Raw genomic sequence first — 17,186 nt, forward strand, 5'->3', positions numbered from 1 at the left:
TTTCCGGGGCATTCCCGGCCGTTTTTACGGGTTATCCCTCGACGGGACGAGCGACGCGGCGGCCATCAGTTTGCAGGTGTAGGGGTGGGAAGGTGATGCCAAAACCGCTTCCGTGTCGCCCTCTTCCACCACTTTGCCGTCCTTCATCACGACTACGCGATGTGACATCGCACGGATGACGGCGAGGTCATGGCTGATGAATAGATACGACAGGTTGTACTTTTTCTGAAGGGCGCCCAGCAGCGACAGCACCTGCTGCTGGATCGACACATCAAGTGCCGAGGTCGGCTCATCGAGCACCAGCACCTGCGGCTTGAGGATGAGCACGCGCGCAATGGCAATGCGCTGGCGCTGTCCGCCAGAAAACTCGTGCGGATAACGCCCCAGCGCGGTGCGATCCAGCCCCACTTCACGCAGCGCTTCGATCACGCGATGCCGGCGCTCGGTCGGGTTCACGTGCGGTTGATGCAGCGCCAAACCCTCGCCGACAATCTCTTCGATCGTCATGCGGGGTGAGAGTGAGCCGTAGGGATCTTGAAACACCACCTGCATGCGCGCACGTACCGCGCGGCGCTCATCGCGCGAGATGTGCAGCAGTGAGTTGCCGAGAAAGCGCAACTCACCGCCCTTAGGCGTTTGCAGCCCGAGCAGCGTCTGCGCGAGCGTGGTCTTGCCGGAGCCAGACTCACCAACGATGCCGAGCGTCTCACCTTCGCGCAATTGCAGCGAGACGGCGTCGACCGCGGTGAACGGATCGCTGCGGAACCAGCCCGCAAACCCCGGGCGATGGCGCTCGTACGTGACGGTCAGCTTATCTGCCTCGAGCAGCACGGGCGCGAGTGGCACCAGCGGCAGCACGTCGCGCTGCGGTCGGCTTTCCAGCAGGCGCACGGTGTACGGATGTTGCGGGGCCGCGAATACGGTTGCGGTATCACCGGACTCAACCAGCACACCCCGCTCCATCACACCAACCCGCTCGGCAAAAGCGCGCACCATGTTCAGGTCGTGCGTGATCAGCATGATGGCCATGCCGAATTCGCCCTGCAGCTCGCGCAGCAACTGCAGGATCTGCATGCGTACGGTGACGTCCAGCGCGGTGGTCGGCTCATCCGCCAACAACAGCTTGGGCGAGCACGCCAGCGCCATGGCGATCATTGCACGCTGTCGCTGGCCGCCCGAGAGTTGGTGCGGGAAGGCATCGAAACGGCGTGGTGCCTCGGCGATGCCAGTGCGCTCCAGCAACGCGATCGCACGTGCCTTGGCGGCCCGCTTGTCCAGGCCCTCGTGCAGTTCCAGTGTCTCGACGATCTGGTTGCCGATGCTGTACAGCGGGTTGAGCGCCGTCATGGGCTCCTGGAACACCATGGCCACGTCGGCGCCACGCAGGCCGCGCATCTCGCGCTCGCTGGCGGCCAGCAGGTCGCGACCTTCCAGCAGGATGCGGCCGCTGTAGTGCGCGTCAGCCAGCAAGCGCATGATCGACAGCGCCGTGACCGACTTGCCCGAGCCCGACTCCCCCACCAGCGCAAAGCGCTCGCCGGCATGCAGGTCGAGCGAGACATTCTTGACAGCCTCGGTGGCCTCACCGTGTTCGGATTCGAAGTGCACGCACAGGTCATCCAGCCGCAACAGCGGGCCGTCGTACTTGGGCGCGGAGGAGCGCAGATCAACGCGGGTCATTTCACCCCCGCCGGTTTCTGGCGCGCGCGCAGTTGCGCGAACGACAGGCGCGTGTCGAAGGCGTCGCGCAGTGCGTCGCCCATGAAGGTCAGCAACACGAGGGTCAACACGAGCACCACGAAGGTCGACAGCGAAATCCACCATGCATCCAAGTTGGCCTTGCCCTGCGCGAGCAACTCACCCAGGCTAGGCGTGGATGGCGGCACGCCCAGACCGAGAAAATCGAGGCTGGTCAACGCCAGGATGGCCGCGCTCATGCGGAACGGCAGGAACGTGATGACCGGCGTCAAGCTGTTAGGCATGATGTGGCGCCACATGATCTGCCAACTGGAGAGCCCCATCGTTCGTGCGGCCTTCACATAGTCAAGCGAGCGGTTGCGATAGAACTCGGCGCGCACATAGTCGGACAGGCTCATCCAGCCGAACAGCGACAGCAGGATGATCAGCAGCCCGAGACTCGGCGTGAAGATCGACGCAAAGATGATCAGCAGGTACAGCTCCGGCATGGAGCTCCAAACTTCGATCAGCCGCTGCGCCCACAGATCAAAGCGCCCGCCAAAGAAGCCCATCAGCGCGCCAGTGAGCGTGCCGACAACCACCCCGATCAGCGTAAGCGCCAGCCCGAACAGCACCGACACTCGGAAACCGTACAGCAGCCGCGCAAACACGTCGCGGCCACGATCGTCCGTGCCGAGCCAGTTCTCGGCCGAGGGTGGCGCCGGGTTGGGCTCCTTCGAAAAGTAGTTCAGCGTCTCGTACGAATACGGATTGGGCGGGTAGATCGCAAAGCTGCCCGGCTCCTTGAACTTGTCGCGAATATACGGATCGAGGTAGTCCGTGGGGGTCGGGAAGTCGCCGCCGAACGTGGTCTCCGGGTAGGTCTTCACGATAGGGAAATACCAGGTGCCGTGGTACTTCACCACCAGCGGCCGATCATTCGAGATGAGCTCGCCGCCCATGCTGAGCACAAACAGCACCACGAACAGAATCAGGCTCCAGTAACCCAGCCGGTGTTGCTTGAAGCGTCGCCACGCGCGCCTGAGCGGCGACAGCGAATGCCGCACCGCATGCGGCGTCGCCATGTTTGACGGATGTGCGGAAGCGCGGGAGTACTGAGTCATGTTGCTTGCCCGCCTATCGCCCGACCGAGCCAAAGTGGATGCGCGGATCAACCAGCACGTAGCACACGTCAGAGATCAATCGCGCCCCCAGACCAATCAACGTGAACAGGTACAGCGTGCCGAGCACAACCGGGTAGTCACGGCGCATCACCGCTTCGTACGACAGCAACCCCATGCCGTCGAGCGAGAACAGCTGTTCGATCAGCAGCGAGCCCGTGAAGAACGCGCCGATGAAGGCCGCCGGGAAACCGGTCACCAGCGGCAGCAAGGCATTGCGGAAGATGTGCTTCCACAGCACGCGTCGCTCCGACAGGCCTTTGCTGCGCGCCGTCAACACGTACTGTTTGCGGATCTCCTCCAGAAACGCGTTTTTCGTCAGCATGGTAATCACGGCAAAGCTGCCCACCACGGATGCCGTCACGGGCAGGGCGATGTGCCAGAGGTAGTCCGTTACCTTGCCAAGCAAACTGAGCTGATCCCAGTTGTCAGAGGTGATACCGCGAATGGGGAACCACTGGAAGAACGTTCCGCCCCCAAACAGCACCAGCAACAGCACACCCAGCACGAAGCCTGGAATGGCGTAACCGACCAGCACGATGATGCTCGTCACCAGATCGAACCGACTGCCCGCCCGCACCGCCTTGGCGATGCCGAGCGGCACCGCTATCAGATAGGTCAGGAAGAACGTCCACAGCCCGATCGAGATCGATACCGGCAACTTGGACTTGATGAGTTCCCACACGCTACGGTGCTGGAAGTAGCTCTCGCCCAGATCAAAACGGGCAAAGCGGCCCAGCATCAGGAAGTAGCGCTCGACCGGACCTTTATCAAAACCGTACAGCGCGCGGATCTCCTTGATCTTCTCGGCGTCGACACCGCGGCGGCCGCGGTAGTCGAAGGCACCGCCACCGCTGGCCTCGCCAGCGCCGTTGCGCCCTTTCATCTCCATCATCATCTGCTCTACCGGGCCACCGGGCACGAACTGGATCACCGCAAAGGTGAGCGTGACCACGCCAATGAGCGTCGGAATCAGAAGCAGCAGCCGTTTGATCAGGTAGGCAAACATGGTCTCACCGATGCGGTCATTTGGTGGAGTCTGGCGTACGCCACCAAGCCGTCAGCACCCAGGCCTCGGCCGAGTAGTAGTACGGCAGACGGTCCGGATACATCAGGTTCTTGTTGTAAGCGACGCGATGTACGGCCGAATACCAGTGTGGAATCACGTAGTAGCCATGCATCAGCACACGATCGAGCGCGCGCGAGGCGGTGACCAGCTCATCGCGGTTGTTGGCACGCAGCACGTCGTCGATCAACGCGTCCACAGCGGGTGACTTCAGGCCGATCACGTTGTCTGAGCCCTGCTCATCCGCCGCCGCGGTACCAAAGCGATCCTTCAACTCATTGCCGGGGCTCTGCGAATCGGGAAAGCGCAGCGAGATCATGTCGAAGTCAAACTCTTCGAGCCGCTTCTGGTACAGCGCGAAATCGGTCATGCGCTGGTTGACCTGGATGCCGAGCTTCTCCAGGTTGCGCACATACGCCGCCATGACACGGCTCATTGCCCCGCCGTCATCAAGCATCTCGAAGACGAAGGGTTCGCCACGGGTGTTGCGCAGCGCACCGTCGGAATACGTCCAGCCGGCCTGGGCCAGCAAGCGGCGCGCCTGGCGGAGGTTGTCACGCAGCGAACTGGGCGGGTCCGTCGAAGGCGGCGCAGACAGGATGCCGAACACGTCCGGATCGAGCTGGCTGCGCAGCGGCTCCAGCAGAGCCAGCTCGCCCTTGCTCGGCATGCCGGTCAGCGAATCGGAGGCGGCCAGCTCACTGTTGGTGAAATAGCTGTCGAGCCGGCGATACGCGCCATAGAAGAGTTGGCGGTTGAGCCACTCGAAGTCCAGCGCCAGCGTAAGCGCCTTGCGCACCCGCACATCCTGGAACAGCGGCCGGCGCAGGTTCATCAGAAAGCCCTGCATGCCCGCGCCGTTGCGATGCGGGAACTCGCTCTTGATGAGTTCGCCGCTGCGGAACTTCACGCCCACGTAACTCTTGGCCCAGTTCTTCGCGAGGTACTCGACCATCGCGTCGTACTCGCCGGCCTTGAATGCCTCCAGGCGTGCGGTCTGGTCCTTATAAAGCTTGTATTGGATGCGCTCGAAGTTGAACGAGCCACGGCGCACGTTCAAGTCTCGGCCCCAGTAATCCGGATTGCGGCGGAAGGTGATGCCGCGAGACGGGTCAAAGCGCTCGATGACATAGGGACCGCTGGCAATCGGGTCTTGAAACGTGAGCTTGTCGAACTTCACGTCCTTGCCCCCATCCGGATCGTCCGGCTTGCCGCTGCCCTTGCCCCACTTGGGCGAGAACACCGGCAGGCCGCCAACGATCAGCGGCAACTCCTTGTTGCGGCGCTTGAAGTCGTAGCGGATAGTGGCGGCGTCCACCACTGTCACCTTGGACACATCGGCGGTCATGCTGCGATAAGCCGGACTTGCGCCCTTGCCCATCAGCATGTCGTAGGAGTACTTCACATCAGACGCACGCACCGGATCGCCATTGGAGAAACGTGCGCGCGGATTGATGTGGAACGTGACCGAGAGTTCGTCCGGTGCGACCGTCACGTCGTCAGCCAGCAGGCCGTAGCCGCTGGCAGTCTCGTCCCAACTCGTGATGAGCAGCGTCTCGAAGACGAGCTGCGTCAGCCCCGGCGCAGACGTGCCCTTGATCGTGAACGGATTGAACTTGTCGAAGCTCGTACGCCGGTCGGGGTTGCCCAGCAGCAGCATGCCACCAATGGGCGCCTTCGGATTGAGATAGCCGAAGTTCGGGAAACCGGCGGGATACTTGAGATCGCCGTATTCCGCATAACCATGCGCCGCCCAGGCCGGTGCCGCGCAGAAGGTCGCCACCAGGCAGGCCAGTGCTGCGAGGCGTTGTCGATGTCGTCGCCAGTACGGCTGATGTATCGCTGCAAGTACGCCCATTGCGCTCATTGCGCCCCTAGCCCCCGTTGTCCCTGCATGCGTTGATCCAGATTGATCACTGTATGAAAACCTGTTTCAGGCGATTCTAACGCCCTCTTCGCGCTTTCCCGTCAATTCTGGCCCAAGGATCGTCCCGCATTGACAAGGCTGACCCGGCAACGAATGCAGCACATGCAGCGACGCCCAAAAGCGCAGACGCCCAGCGCTTTCCGGTATGATCGCGCCGACCCTAATTGCCTCGTGCCCCGGATACCGCCGCTGAGTGACCGCAGTGACATACGGGCGCGACGTTGCCCCACATTTGTACGGAGAAACCATGGGATTCCTCGCTGGCAAGCGCATTCTGATTACCGGCCTTCTGTCCAACCGCTCGATCGCCTACGGCATCGCCACCGCCTGCAAGCGCGAAGGCGCTGAACTGGCCTTCACCTACGTCGGCGAACGCTTCAAGGACCGCATCACCGAATTCGCCAACGAGTTCGACAGCAAGCTGGTGTTCGACTGCGACGTCGGCAGCGATGAGCAGATCGCCAAGGTGTTCGAAGACCTCGGCCAACACTGGGGCCACTTCGACGGCCTGGTGCACTCGATCGGCTTTGCGCCGCGCGAAGCGATTGCCGGCAACTTCATCGATGGCCTGTCGCGCGAGTCGTTCCGCATTGCACACGACATCTCCGCATACAGCTTCCCGGCGCTGGCCAAGGCTGCGCTGCCGATGCTGTCGCCCAACGCTTCGCTGCTCGCCCTGACCTACCTGGGTGCCGAGCGCATCGTCCCGAACTACAACACGATGGGCCTGGCCAAGGCCTCGCTGGAAGCCGGCGTGCGTTACCTGGCCGGCGCGCTGGGCCCGAAGGGCATTCGTGCCAACGGCATCTCGGCTGGCCCGATCAAAACGCTGGCCGCCTCGGGCATCAAGGATTTCGGCAAGCTGCTGAAGTACATGGAAGACGTGGCCCCGCTGCGCCGTAACGTCACCATCGAAGAAGTCGGCAACGTGGCGGCGTTCCTGCTGTCGGACCTCGCCAGCGGCGTGACCGGCGAGATCACCTACGTCGACTGCGGCTTCAACGTGACCGCAGGTGTGCCGGAGAGCGTCGGCCAAGGCTGATGTACGGATACATGTGTGCGCCATCTTCGGGTGGCGCATGCATGTGAAGCCCACCAAGGCAGCAGACAAAGAAAAAGCCCGCATGGCGCAAACCATGCGGGCTTTTTGACGTGCAGTGCAATGCGAGCCGTCACGTCATCTCGACTCGCATCCGCCTGTTTAAATGCGCTTCCCGCGAGAAGCGCCAAACTGGCGGAGACGGAGGGATTCGAACCCTCGATCCAGGTTTTGGCCCGGATGCTCCCTTAGCAGGGGAGTGCCTTCGACCTCTCGGCCACGTCTCCCAAACTTGCGTCACACGAAGGAGCCCGTGCAACGAAGCGCGTATTCTAGCCACTTCACCCCACCCGGTCAACGACAACTGCATGACACCGTGGTGAGAATCTGTGGCTCCGGGTCGCCACCCGGCACCAGTTCAGTCGATTACGCCTGATCCAGCTCGAACGCCTTGTGGAGCGCGCGCACGGCCAGCTCCATGTACTTCTCGTCGATCAGCACCGAGATCTTGATTTCCGAGGTGGAGATCATCTGGATGTTGATGCCCTCTTCCGACAGCGTGCGGAACATCTTGCTGGCGATGCCCACGTGCGAGCGCATGCCCACGCCCACCACCGACACCTTCGACACCTTCGGGTCGCCCGACACGCTGGCAGCGCCGATATGGCCCTTCACGCTGTCGTTGAGGATCGCCAGGGCGCGCTGGTATTCGCCGCGCGGCACGGTGAAGGTGAAGTCCGTCTTACCTTCGACCGACTGGTTCTGGATGATCATGTCGACGTCGATGTTGGCGTCGGCAACCGGGCCCAGGATTTGGTAAGCGATGCCGGGCTTGTCCGGCACACCGATCACGGTGATCTTGGCTTCGTCGCGGGCAAAGGCGATGCCGGAAATGGCGGCGGCTTCCATGTTCGAATCTTCCTCAAAAGTAATCAGCGTGCCCGAGTTCATCTCGACGTCGAGCGACATCAGCGGGTCAGTCAGCGACGACAATACGCGGGTCTTCACGCGGTACTTGCCGGCAAACTCCACTGAGCGAATCTGCAGCACCTTCGAGCCGAGGCTGGCCATTTCCAGCATCTCTTCAAAGGTGATCTTGTCCAGGCGGCGGGCGTCGTCCACCACGCGCGGGTCGGTCGTGTACACGCCGTCCACGTCCGTGTAGATCAGGCATTCATCGGCTTCGAGCGCAGCGGCAACCGCCACGGCCGAAGTATCCGAACCGCCACGGCCAAGCGTGGTGATGTGGCCTTCGCCATCAATGCCTTGGAAGCCCGTGATGACGACCACGCGGCCAGCGTCGAGATCAGCGCGCACGCGCTCGTCGTCGATCGACTGGATGCGGGCCTTGGTGTAGGCCGAATCGGTCTTCACGGGCACTTGCCAGCCGGTGTAGCTGCGGGCATCGATGCCCTCGGCATGCAGCGCGATGGCCAGCAGGCCCACGCTCACCTGCTCGCCAGTCGAGGCAATCATGTCGAGTTCACGCGGGTCAGGCTGGGCCGAAATCTCTTTGGCCATACCCAGCAGGCGGTTGGTTTCGCCGGACATGGCCGACGGAACGACCACGATCTGGTGACCGGCACGATGCCACTTGGCAACGCGCTTGGCGACATTCTTGATGCGTTCAACTGAACCCATCGAGGTGCCACCGTACTTGTGAACGATGAGAGCCATCTTGGAAAGATCGAGAGGAGGCGGAACGGTGCAAAAGCTTTTGAAAATACAGCAATTTGCATCGATCGGCAAGAAATTGGCCGGCGAAGCCCGGTGAAGATGTGTGTCAGGGCGCACCCTGGGCGGTCGCAAGCCAGGCGATCCGCCAGCCGGGGCCGCTGGCCGCAGCCGTCCGGTCCATGCCTAGGCCAGCGGCAAACACCAACGCATCGCCCGCGTAGAGCAACGGCAAACGCTGGCGCTCCCAGGCGGGAATACCGGCTTCTTGATAGGCCTGCTTGAGCGCGCGCGACGGCCCGCCAGGGCGCAGCACAATGCGCTCGCCACCACAGCGAGGCGCCAGGGACAGCGGCGCTTGCAAGGCTCGCACCGCAATACCGTCTGCTACCACAGGTGAAAACACCAGCACCCCACCCCACTCAGCGACATTCACGCGCTGATCGGTCCGGCACATTGGGTCGAACTGCCCAGCACTAATTGCAACAAGCGCTGGCGTGGCCCCACCACCAACACCGGACTCAATCCATGCAGCCCCGCGATAGCGCCTGACCTGCCCCGTCGGCAACGCAATGCACAGTGCGCCGTCGTCGCGCGCGTCAATCAATTGCGTGCGCAGATCCTCGAGGCGGCCCGTGGACAGCGCACGCATACCCGCCTGGGCCAGCCATGCACGGAGCACCGCGCGCTGGCGCGGCGCGGAGAGTGCAGCCAATGCCGCCACATCGAGTTCACCCACCGAAGCGATCTGCGTCAGATCTGCCTGCGCAATCTCGTCGATCAACGCCGCGGCATCCGCCAGATGGGCCGCGCTGCGCGCAAGCGCGTCACGATAGGCCGGAAAATGCCCCGCCATGCCGGCCAGCAATGGCCGCAATGCATTGCGTGCGTACCGCGCATCTTCGTTGGAAGGATCGTCGACCCATTCGAGCGCGTTGGCTTGTGCGTACTGCTCGATATCAGCGCGTTGCACATCCAGCCATGGACGCAGCAACGTCACGCCGCCAGCGCGGCTCATCGGCATGGCGGAAAGGCCTTCGAGACCTGAGCCACGCATCAGTTGCAGCAAGACGGTCTCGGCCTGATCGTCCTGGTGATGTGCAGTGAGCAGAATCGTCGCGCCGGTCTGCGTGCACAGGTCGTCCAATGCGGCATAACGGGCCTCGCGCGCCGCCTCTTCCACGCCCCGCCCCGCATCGGTGGCAACGTTCACACGGCGCGCATGGAATTCAACACGCGCAGCATGGGCCATGCGAGCGCAAGCGGACTCCCAGGCATCCGCATCTGCTTGCAAGCCATGATGGATATGCAAGGCGACAAGGCGCACACGCACGCCGGCATCGCGCCACGCGGCGCACGCGTGCAGCAGCGCTGCGGAGTCACGACCGCCTGACAGAGCCACCGCCACGGTCGGCACTCCGCCCCCGCCAGAAACAACAAAGGCCGCACACGCGGCAATGCGTTGTGCGACCTTATCGACAAGCGTGACCAGCGGGGCAGACGAATCAGCGCGCTTCGATTTCCTTGAACTTGCCATAGGCCATCAGGCGCTCGTGACGGCGCGCCTGCAACTCCGACGTCTTCATGCCCTGGAACTGGCGCAGCGATTCGGCCAGTGCGCGCTTGAGCATCGAGGCCATGCCCTTCGGATCGCGATGCGCACCACCCAGCGGCTCGTTGACGATCTTGTCGATCAGGCCCAGCGCCTTCAGGCGGTGTGCCGTCAGACCCATCGCCTCAGCGGCTTCCGGCGCTTTCTCGGCGGTCTTCCACAGGATCGACGCGCAGCCTTCCGGCGAGATCACGGCATACGTGGCGAACTGCAGCATGATCACCGAATCGCCCATGGCGATGGCCAGTGCGCCACCCGAACCGCCTTCACCGATGATGGTGGCGATCAGGGGCACCTTCAGGCCGGCCATGACGAACAGATTGTGGCCGATGGCTTCCGACTGGCCGCGCTCTTCAGCGTCAATGCCCGGGAATGCGCCCGGCGTATCGACGAAGGTGAAGATCGGCAGACCGAACTTGTCGGCGAGTTCCATCAGGCGCTTGGCCTTGCGGTAGCCCTCGGGCTTGGACATGCCGAAGTTGCGCAGCGCGCGCTCCTTCGTGTCGCGGCCCTTCTGGTGACCGATCACCATGCAAGGCTGGCCGTTGAAACGTGCCAGACCGCCCACGATCGACAGGTCGTCCGCGAAGGTGCGGTCGCCATGCAGTTCGTGGAAGTCGGTGAAGATTTCGCGGACGTAATCGAGCGTGTACGGACGCTGCGGGTGCCGGGCGATCTGTGCGACCTGCCAGGGGGTCAGGTTGGCGTACAGATCTTTGGTGAGTTGCTGGCTCTTGGAGGCCAGGCGGGAGATTTCTTCAGAAATGTCGACAGCGGAATCGTCTTGAACGAATCGAAGTTCTTCGATCTTCGATTCAAGTTCTGCGATCGGCTGCTCGAACTCCAGGAAGGTTGTTTTCATGGATCTTCTGAAAGGCTCTTGAAGGCGCGCATTCTACCGGATTTTGACCGCCGATCGACGCTGCGCGTTTCATCGAAATTAACAGATCAATAGGTGGTCGCCGTGTCGAGGCTGCGCCACATATACCAGGTGGCCACTGTGCGCCACGGTTCCCAGTTAGCCGCCACTTCGCGCGCTTCGCTGCGAGTGACGGGTTCGCCACTGAAATAATTCTGTGAGATTGCGTTGATGAGCCCGATGTCGTCCAGCGGGAGCACGTTTGGGCGCATCAGGTTGAACATCAGGAACATCTCCGCCGTCCAGCGGCCGATGCCACGGATCTGCGTCAACTCGGCGATCACATCCTCGTCGTCCATCTCGGCCCACTTGGCGACGTGCAAAGTGCCGTTGCGGAAGTGATCGGCAAGGTCAAGGATGTACTCGGCCTTGCGCTTGGACAGGCCACAGCCCGCCAGCTTCTCTTGGCCGGCTCGCAGGAACTGTGCGGGCACCAGCTTGGGGCATGTGGCCACCACCCGTTCCCACACGGACTGCGCCGCCTTGACCGAAATCTGCTGGCCGACAATCGACCGCGCCAGTGTGACGAACGGGTCGCCGCGCGAAGCCAGGTGCGCCGGACCATACGCGGGAATGATCTTGCGCAGGATGCGGTCGCGTTTCATCAAGTCTGCGCAGGCCTCCTGCCAATACTCCGGCGGACCGGACAGCACCACCTCAGCCGGCACCGGCTCATGGGTGGCGAGCGTCTCAGGCAAGGGCACCTTCGATGCAGGCGCGCGCTTGGCCGGCGCCTTGTCGGCAACCTTGATGGCGGCGCTCTTGGTAACCACTGCCTTGCCGGCAACGCCGTCCACCTTTTTGGCGTCCGCCTTCTTCGCAGGTGCCTTCACGGCCGGCGCCTTCTTGGCAACCGTACTGCGCACTGCGCTGGCTTTCTTGGCCACCGCGTTCATGCGCGTCTCCACTCGGTCAGGCCACCCGGTTTGTCTTCCAGCACGATGCCGGCAGCCAGCAGATCCGCACGAATGGCGTCCGCTCGGGCAAAGTCACGCGCCGCCTTGGCGGCACGCCGCTCTTCAATGCGCGCCTCCACCGCAGCAGCATCCAGGCCATCAGCCGTCACGCCGCCTTGCAGGAAGGCATGCGGATCACGCCCCAGCAGGCCCATCACTCCAGCCAGCGCGGCCAGTTGATTGGCCAACTCCGGCGAGCGCGTCTTGTTCACTTCGCTGGCCAACTCGAACAGCACCGATACCGCCACCGGCGTGTTGAAGTCGTCGTTCATCGCGTCACGGAAGCGCTTGCCGTGCGACTCATTCCAGTCAGGCTGGGCATCAGCAGCAGCGGGCACATCCTTGAGCGCCGTGTACAGGCGCGTGAGCGCGTGTCGGGCATCGTCCAGATGGGCGTCGCTGTAGTTCAGGTCGCTGCGGTAGTGCGAGCGCAGAATGAAGAAGCGCACGACCTCAGCGTCGTACACCTTGAGCACATCGCGGATGGTGAAGAAGTTGCCGAGCGATTTCGACATCTTCTCGTCATTCACGCGCACGAAGCCGTTGTGCATCCACGTGTTGACGAAGGTCTTGCCGGTCGCGCCTTCGGACTGTGCGATCTCGTTTTCGTGGTGCGGGAACTGCAGGTCGGCGCCACCGCCGTGCAGGTCGAAATGCTCGCCAAGCAGCTCGCAGCTCATGGCCGAACACTCGATATGCCAGCCCGGACGACCCTCGCCCCACGGTGAAGCCCAACGGCTCTCGGCCGGCTCGTCAACCTTGGCGGATTTCCACAGCACGAAGTCCAGTGGATCGCGCTTGGCGTCGTTGGTATCGACACGCTCGCCCGCGCGCAGGTCTTCGAGCGACTTGCCCGAGAGCCTGCCGTAGCCCGGAAACTTGCGCACCGCGTAGTTCACGTCACCGTCGGTGGCCTGATAGGCCAGGCCGTTGTTCTGCAGCTTGCCGATCATGCTCAGCATCTGCGGCACGAATTCGGTGGCGCGCGGCTCGTGATCGGGGCGCTGCGTACCGAGCGCGGCGAAGTCTTCGTGCATCGCATCGATGAAGCGGCCGGTGAGCGCGCTCATGGTCTCGCCGTTCTCGACCGCACGCTTGATGATCTTGTCGTCGATGTCGGTGATGTTGCGGACGTACGTGACGTCGTAGCCCGACGCGCGCAGCCAGCGCTGCACCATGTCGAACACCACCACCACCCGCGCATGCCCGACGTGACAGTAGTCGTACACCGTCATCCCGCACACGTACATGCGCACGCGGCCGGGCTCGATGGGGACGAACGTCTGTTTCTCACGCGCGAGCGTGTTGTAGATCTTGAGTGATTCCATGAAGCGGTGTCGGGAGATTCGGTGCGCCGCCACGTACTGAGGTACTGGGCTGGATGCCGGCGGGCGCAGAGCGTCGGCTGGCGACGCACTGTAAAGCTATCGGCATATCTTACCGGAACTGCATCAACGTCGGCGGCAGTGCGGGCTGTCAATGCACCCGGCATGCTCTGCGTCAAGAACCTTTTCCGGTGCGCATTGCCGCTGCTGCGCACAAAGACGGTTTGTTAGAATGCGGCGGAGTATAACGGAACCGATTCTCATGAACAGACCGCTGCGAGATCGCGCTGCAACCCCGCACGCTGCAACCCTGTGTGCTGCCATCGTGAGCGCCCTGCTTGTCACGTCAGCCGCGCCCGCCCTTGCCCAGACCGCCGGCATTGCCCTGCCGGCCGATCTGACGCCCAGCACCCAGAAGCAGCCGCAGGTCGCGCGCCAGAAGCGCATCGACGACTGGCTGGCCAAGAAGCAATACACCCAGGCGCTGACGGAACTGGACAAGGAGATCACCGAGCAACCGCGCAATGCTCAGGCCCGCTTCCAGCGCGGCGTGGCGCTTGCCGGCCTGGGTCGTGGTGACGACGCCATCGTTGCGTTTGGCCAAATGACGCAGGATTTCCCCGAACTGCCCGAGCCGTACATCAACCTGGCCGCGCTCTATGCGGAACGCGGTGAGCTGCAGCGCGCTCGCGAGAGCCTCATCATGGCGAGCCGCGTGGCGCCGGAAAATGCCCAGGCGCAAGCCAACCTCGGCGATGTCTACGTCCGCCTGGCCGCGCAGTCCTATCAGGGCGCGCTCAAGCTCAACCCCAAGAACACCACTGCGCGCGCGCGCCTCGATGCCCTGCCCAATGTGCCTGGCGTGCGTCCGGCGCCCGCGCCCGCAAAACCCACCGCTCCTGCTGTTTTGGTGCCCGCCGCCAGCAGCGTGAGCGACAAACCGGCCAAGTAACCACAAAAAACGGCCGATCCCGTTTTCCCACCCCCAAGCTCTCTCCCTCAGACCATGCTCCGTATCCGCTCTCTCTTTGCCGGGCTCGTATGCGCACTGGCCGTGTCCGCTGCTGCAGCGGCCGCACCGGCACCGCGCGTGCAGTTCAAGACGTCGATGGGCAACTTCACCGTCGAGGTCTACCCGGACAAAGCCCCCAAGACCGTCGCCAACTTCCTGCAGTACGTGAAGGACGGCTTCTACAAGGGCACGATCTTCCACCGCGTGATGGACGGCTTCATGATCCAGGGCGGCGGCTTCACGCCCGATATGAAGCAGAAGGACACCCGGGCGCCGGTCGAGATCGAATCGAAGAACGGCCTGAAGAACGACAAGTACACGATCGCCATGGCCCGCACCATGGACCCGAATTCCGCCACCGCGCAGTTCTATGTGAACGTGGTCGACAACAGCATGCTGAACTACCCTGGTCAGGACGGTTACGGCTATACCGTCTTCGGCAAGGTAGTCGACGGCACCGACACCATCGACAAGATCAAGGCGGTGGAAACCACCACAAAGTTCCCGCACCAGAATGTGCCTGTGAAGCCGATCCTGATTGAATCGGCCACGGTCGTCTCCAAGTAACGCCCGAGCAACACCGGAACAACGTATCCGCATCCCCCAAGGAAATCATCATGACCACAGTCAAGCTGCACACCAACCACGGCGACATCACCCTGCTGCTGGACGCTGAAAAGGCACCGAAGTCGGTCGCCAACTTCATCAACTACGTCAAGAAGGGCCACTACAACGGCACGGTGTTCCACCGTGTCATCAAGGGCTTCATGATCCAGGGTGGTGGCTTCGAAGCCGGCCAGGACATGAAACAAAAGCCGACCGATGCCCCGATCGAAAACGAAGCCAACAACGGCCTGAAGAACGAGCGCGGCGCCATTGCCATGGCACGCACCAACGATCCGCACTCGGCCACGGCCCAGTTCTTCATCAACACGGTCGACAACGACTTCCTGAACCACACCTCCCCCACGCCGCAAGGCTGGGGCTATGCCGTGTTCGGCAAGGTCGCCGAAGGCATGGACGTGGTCGACAAGATCCGTGGCGTGCGCACCGGCAACCGCGGCTTCCACCAAGACGTGCCGATGGAAGACGTGGTGATCCAAAGCGCCGACGTGATCGAATGAGCGACGCAGCGCACGCCTCACCGGCATCCGCGCTGAAGACACCGGTCCGGGTTTCCGGGCCGGTGTTTTTTATTTCGGATCTGCACCTGACGGCGACCATGCCGGCCACGGCCGCCGCGTTCGAGCGCTTCATGCGCACGCGCGCTCGCGCGGCACACACGCTGGTCATCCTGGGTGACTTCTTCGAATACTGGGTCGGCGATGAAGAGCTCGCCGATCCGTTCCACCAGCACGTTGCCAATCTGCTCGCTGAACTGGCGAGCGCCGGCACACGCGTGCTGTTCATGCACGGCAACCGCGATTTCCTGCTCGGCAAACGCTTTCTGGCTGCCGCACATGCGACGCTGCTGCCCGATCCCAGCATCCTGGAAGTCGATGGACAACGCATCGTGCTTGCGCACGGCGATGCCCTCTGCACGCGCGACACGGCCTACATGCGCTTTCGCCACTGGACGCGCAAGCGCTGGGTACAGCGGATTTTCCTGACGATGCCGCTGCGCTGGCGCATGAAGATCGCGCAGAAGATGCGCGCGGAGAGCGAAGCCGGCCGGGCCGTATCGGCCAACGTGGCGGGTGAACCACGGGCCGCCGCCATGATGGGCGACGTCGCACCCGAAGCGGTCGATGCGCTGTTCAAGACATCGGGCACCCCCACGCTGATCCACGGCCACACGCACCGTCCGCAACGGCACCACGAGCCGAGCGGTGAACGCTGGGTCCTCTCCGACTGGGATTTCGATCAGGCGCAGCCGAGCGCTAGAAGGGGCAGCTTCCTCAAGCTGGAAAACGGCGCGCTGACGGTCGAGCAAGTGACGGCGTAGGCCGCCGCCACTCGCACGATTACTTCAGCATCCGCTTCAACTCGCTCGCATCGAACGGATCGTTCGGCGAGTTTTCAAGATGCGCGCCCAGACGATCCAGTGCAGAACGAATCGACTCGATGCGTTCCTGCTGAAGCTCACTGTGGTCGATCAAGCGCTTGAGCGCCAGCGACACCGGATCATCCGCATCCGGCGTAATGCCGTAGGCCGAGAACTCCTGCTTGAGCGCAGACTTGGCCTCGGTGGCCGCATCGCGTTCGATGATGCGCGCCGGAATACCGACGGCCGTCGCACCCGGCGGCACCGGCTTGAGCACCACGGCGTTGGACCCCACGCGCGCGCCATCGCCGATGACGAAGCCGCCGAGCACCTTGGCGCCTGCACTGACCACCACGCCCTTGCCGAGCGTCGGATGCCGCTTGGCGCCCTTGTATAGCGAAGTGCCGCCCAGCGTCACGCCCTGGTAGATCGTGCAGTCGTCGCCGATTTCGGCCGTCTCGCCAATCACCACGCCCATGCCGTGGTCGATGAACACGCGACGGCCGATGCTCGCGCCCGGGTGAATCTCGATGCCGGTCAAAAAACGCCCAAGGTGCGAGAACCACCGCCCCAACAATTTGAAGCCGCCGTGCCAACACGCATGCGCGACCCGATGGACGATGACGGCGTGCAGACCCGGATAGCAGGTCAGCACTTCCCAGCGGCTGCGTGCGGCTGGGTCTCGCTCCATGATGGCGCCAATATCTTCGCGAATGCGTGTGAACATCTTGGTTCGTGTGTGGATCGTTATATCAATATGCGCGATGCGCTGAGGGCAGTGTAAGGCATTCCCTTAGCCTTCTACGGCAAGGGT

15 protein-coding genes and 1 tRNA gene are annotated in these 17,186 nt (G+C 62.9%); 5 read left to right on the forward strand and 11 right to left on the reverse strand.

Going from position 1 to position 17,186, the window contains the following annotated elements; all coding sequences use genetic code 11:
- Nucleotides 1-24 precede the first annotated feature (24 nt).
- The 4 genes from F7R11_RS12445 to F7R11_RS12460 are packed head-to-tail and all read right to left on the reverse strand — an operon-like array spanning nt 25 to nt 5,782.
- The gene (locus tag F7R11_RS12445; RefSeq protein ID WP_064803890.1) at nt 25-1,680 is read right to left on the reverse strand and encodes an ABC transporter ATP-binding protein; all 1,656 of its coding nucleotides are present in this window, start codon (nt 1,678-1,680) and stop codon (nt 25-27) included.
- Nucleotides 1,677-2,801, reverse strand: coding sequence for an ABC transporter permease (locus F7R11_RS12450; RefSeq protein ID WP_064803892.1), 1,125 nt, complete (start codon nt 2,799-2,801; stop codon nt 1,677-1,679). The genes F7R11_RS12445 and F7R11_RS12450 overlap by 4 nt, the downstream gene beginning before the upstream one ends.
- 13 nt (nt 2,802-2,814) lie before the next feature.
- A complete protein-coding gene (locus F7R11_RS12455) occupies nt 2,815-3,867 on the reverse strand; it encodes a microcin C ABC transporter permease YejB (RefSeq protein ID WP_064803894.1) in 1,053 nt (350 codons plus the stop codon).
- A 16-nt stretch (nt 3,868-3,883) separates the two neighbouring features.
- Nucleotides 3,884-5,782, reverse strand: a complete 1,899-nt coding sequence (locus F7R11_RS12460) for an extracellular solute-binding protein (RefSeq protein ID WP_049285722.1) — start codon at nt 5,780-5,782, stop codon at nt 3,884-3,886.
- A 316-nt stretch (nt 5,783-6,098) separates the two neighbouring features.
- Here F7R11_RS12460 and fabI point away from each other — a divergent pair, with 316 nt between their 5' ends.
- Nucleotides 6,099-6,893, forward strand: coding sequence for an enoyl-ACP reductase FabI (fabI, locus tag F7R11_RS12465; protein WP_064803897.1), 795 nt, complete (start codon nt 6,099-6,101; stop codon nt 6,891-6,893).
- Nucleotides 6,894-7,083: 190 nt separating this feature from the next.
- Here fabI and F7R11_RS12470 read toward each other — a convergent pair.
- The 6 genes from F7R11_RS12470 to cysS form a co-directional block, all read right to left on the reverse strand.
- A tRNA-Ser gene (locus tag F7R11_RS12470) sits at nt 7,084-7,177 on the reverse strand.
- 139 nt (nt 7,178-7,316) lie between these two features.
- Nucleotides 7,317-8,567 carry an aspartate kinase gene (locus F7R11_RS12475; protein ID WP_021194123.1) on the reverse strand — a complete coding sequence of 417 codons (1,251 nt, stop codon included), beginning with the start codon at nt 8,565-8,567 and terminating at the stop codon, nt 7,317-7,319.
- A gap of 106 nt (nt 8,568-8,673) precedes the next feature.
- A complete protein-coding gene (gene tilS / locus F7R11_RS12480; protein ID WP_064803899.1) occupies nt 8,674-10,101 on the reverse strand; it encodes a tRNA lysidine(34) synthetase TilS in 1,428 nt (475 codons plus the stop codon).
- Nucleotides 10,070-11,038, reverse strand: a complete 969-nt coding sequence (locus F7R11_RS12485) for an acetyl-CoA carboxylase carboxyltransferase subunit alpha (protein ID WP_021194121.1) — start codon at nt 11,036-11,038, stop codon at nt 10,070-10,072. Before F7R11_RS12485 ends, tilS begins: the two co-directional genes overlap by 32 nt.
- Before the next feature lie 86 nt (nt 11,039-11,124).
- Nucleotides 11,125-11,991, reverse strand: a complete 867-nt coding sequence (locus F7R11_RS12490) for a DNA-3-methyladenine glycosylase family protein (protein ID WP_064803901.1) — start codon at nt 11,989-11,991, stop codon at nt 11,125-11,127.
- Nucleotides 11,988-13,379, reverse strand: a complete 1,392-nt coding sequence (gene cysS, locus F7R11_RS12495) for a cysteine--tRNA ligase (protein ID WP_064803903.1) — start codon at nt 13,377-13,379, stop codon at nt 11,988-11,990. The genes F7R11_RS12490 and cysS overlap by 4 nt, the downstream gene beginning before the upstream one ends.
- Before the next feature lie 259 nt (nt 13,380-13,638).
- Between cysS and F7R11_RS12500 the strand changes: the two genes are divergently transcribed.
- From F7R11_RS12500 to F7R11_RS12515, 4 genes are read left to right on the forward strand one after another with little or no spacing between them, the layout of a single operon-like run.
- The gene (locus F7R11_RS12500; protein ID WP_064803905.1) at nt 13,639-14,328 is read left to right on the forward strand and encodes a tetratricopeptide repeat protein; all 690 of its coding nucleotides are present in this window, start codon (nt 13,639-13,641) and stop codon (nt 14,326-14,328) included.
- 54 nt (nt 14,329-14,382) lie between these two features.
- Complete coding sequence (locus F7R11_RS12505; protein WP_064803907.1) at nt 14,383-14,955, forward strand: peptidylprolyl isomerase; 573 nt, start codon at nt 14,383-14,385, stop codon at nt 14,953-14,955.
- Nucleotides 14,956-15,005: 50 nt separating this feature from the next.
- Complete coding sequence (locus F7R11_RS12510; RefSeq protein WP_021194116.1) at nt 15,006-15,512, forward strand: peptidylprolyl isomerase; 507 nt, start codon at nt 15,006-15,008, stop codon at nt 15,510-15,512.
- Entirely contained in the window at nt 15,509-16,333 is an 825-nt protein-coding gene (locus tag F7R11_RS12515; RefSeq protein WP_064803909.1) for a UDP-2,3-diacylglucosamine diphosphatase, read from the forward strand. The genes F7R11_RS12510 and F7R11_RS12515 overlap by 4 nt, the downstream gene beginning before the upstream one ends.
- 19 nt (nt 16,334-16,352) lie before the next feature.
- Here the strand turns inward: F7R11_RS12515 and cysE are convergent, their stop codons facing one another.
- Nucleotides 16,353-17,099 carry a serine O-acetyltransferase gene (gene cysE / locus F7R11_RS12520; RefSeq protein ID WP_064803912.1) on the reverse strand — a complete coding sequence of 249 codons (747 nt, stop codon included), beginning with the start codon at nt 17,097-17,099 and terminating at the stop codon, nt 16,353-16,355.
- Nucleotides 17,100-17,186: the final 87 nt, after the last annotated feature.

Source organism: Ralstonia insidiosa, assembly GCF_008801405.1.
Classification (GTDB): domain Bacteria; phylum Pseudomonadota; class Gammaproteobacteria; order Burkholderiales; family Burkholderiaceae; genus Ralstonia; species Ralstonia insidiosa.

Bases quoted from the DNA above. Each gene is read 5' to 3' on its own strand.
- F7R11_RS12515 (WP_064803909.1), top strand. From the start codon at position 15,509: ATGAGCGACGCAGCGCACGCCTCACCGGCATCCGCGCTGAAGACACCG.
- fabI (WP_064803897.1), top strand. From the start codon at position 6,099: ATGGGATTCCTCGCTGGCAAGCGCATTCTGATTACCGGCCTTCTGTCC.
- F7R11_RS12475 (WP_021194123.1), bottom strand. From the start codon at position 8,567: ATGGCTCTCATCGTTCACAAGTACGGTGGCACCTCGATGGGTTCAGTT.
- F7R11_RS12485 (WP_021194121.1), bottom strand. From the start codon at position 11,038: ATGAAAACAACCTTCCTGGAGTTCGAGCAGCCGATCGCAGAACTTGAA.
- F7R11_RS12510 (WP_021194116.1), top strand. From the start codon at position 15,006: ATGACCACAGTCAAGCTGCACACCAACCACGGCGACATCACCCTGCTG.
- tilS (WP_064803899.1), bottom strand. From the start codon at position 10,101: ATGGCAAGTTCAAGGAAATCGAAGCGCGCTGATTCGTCTGCCCCGCTG.
- F7R11_RS12455 (WP_064803894.1), bottom strand. From the start codon at position 3,867: ATGTTTGCCTACCTGATCAAACGGCTGCTGCTTCTGATTCCGACGCTC.
- F7R11_RS12460 (WP_049285722.1), bottom strand. From the start codon at position 5,782: ATGGGCGTACTTGCAGCGATACATCAGCCGTACTGGCGACGACATCGA.
- cysE (WP_064803912.1), bottom strand. From the start codon at position 17,099: ATGTTCACACGCATTCGCGAAGATATTGGCGCCATCATGGAGCGAGAC.
- F7R11_RS12450 (WP_064803892.1), bottom strand. From the start codon at position 2,801: ATGACTCAGTACTCCCGCGCTTCCGCACATCCGTCAAACATGGCGACG.
- F7R11_RS12500 (WP_064803905.1), top strand. From the start codon at position 13,639: ATGAACAGACCGCTGCGAGATCGCGCTGCAACCCCGCACGCTGCAACC.
- F7R11_RS12445 (WP_064803890.1), bottom strand. From the start codon at position 1,680: ATGACCCGCGTTGATCTGCGCTCCTCCGCGCCCAAGTACGACGGCCCG.
- F7R11_RS12505 (WP_064803907.1), top strand. From the start codon at position 14,383: ATGCTCCGTATCCGCTCTCTCTTTGCCGGGCTCGTATGCGCACTGGCC.
- cysS (WP_064803903.1), bottom strand. From the start codon at position 13,379: ATGGAATCACTCAAGATCTACAACACGCTCGCGCGTGAGAAACAGACG.
- F7R11_RS12490 (WP_064803901.1), bottom strand. From the start codon at position 11,991: ATGAACGCGGTGGCCAAGAAAGCCAGCGCAGTGCGCAGTACGGTTGCC.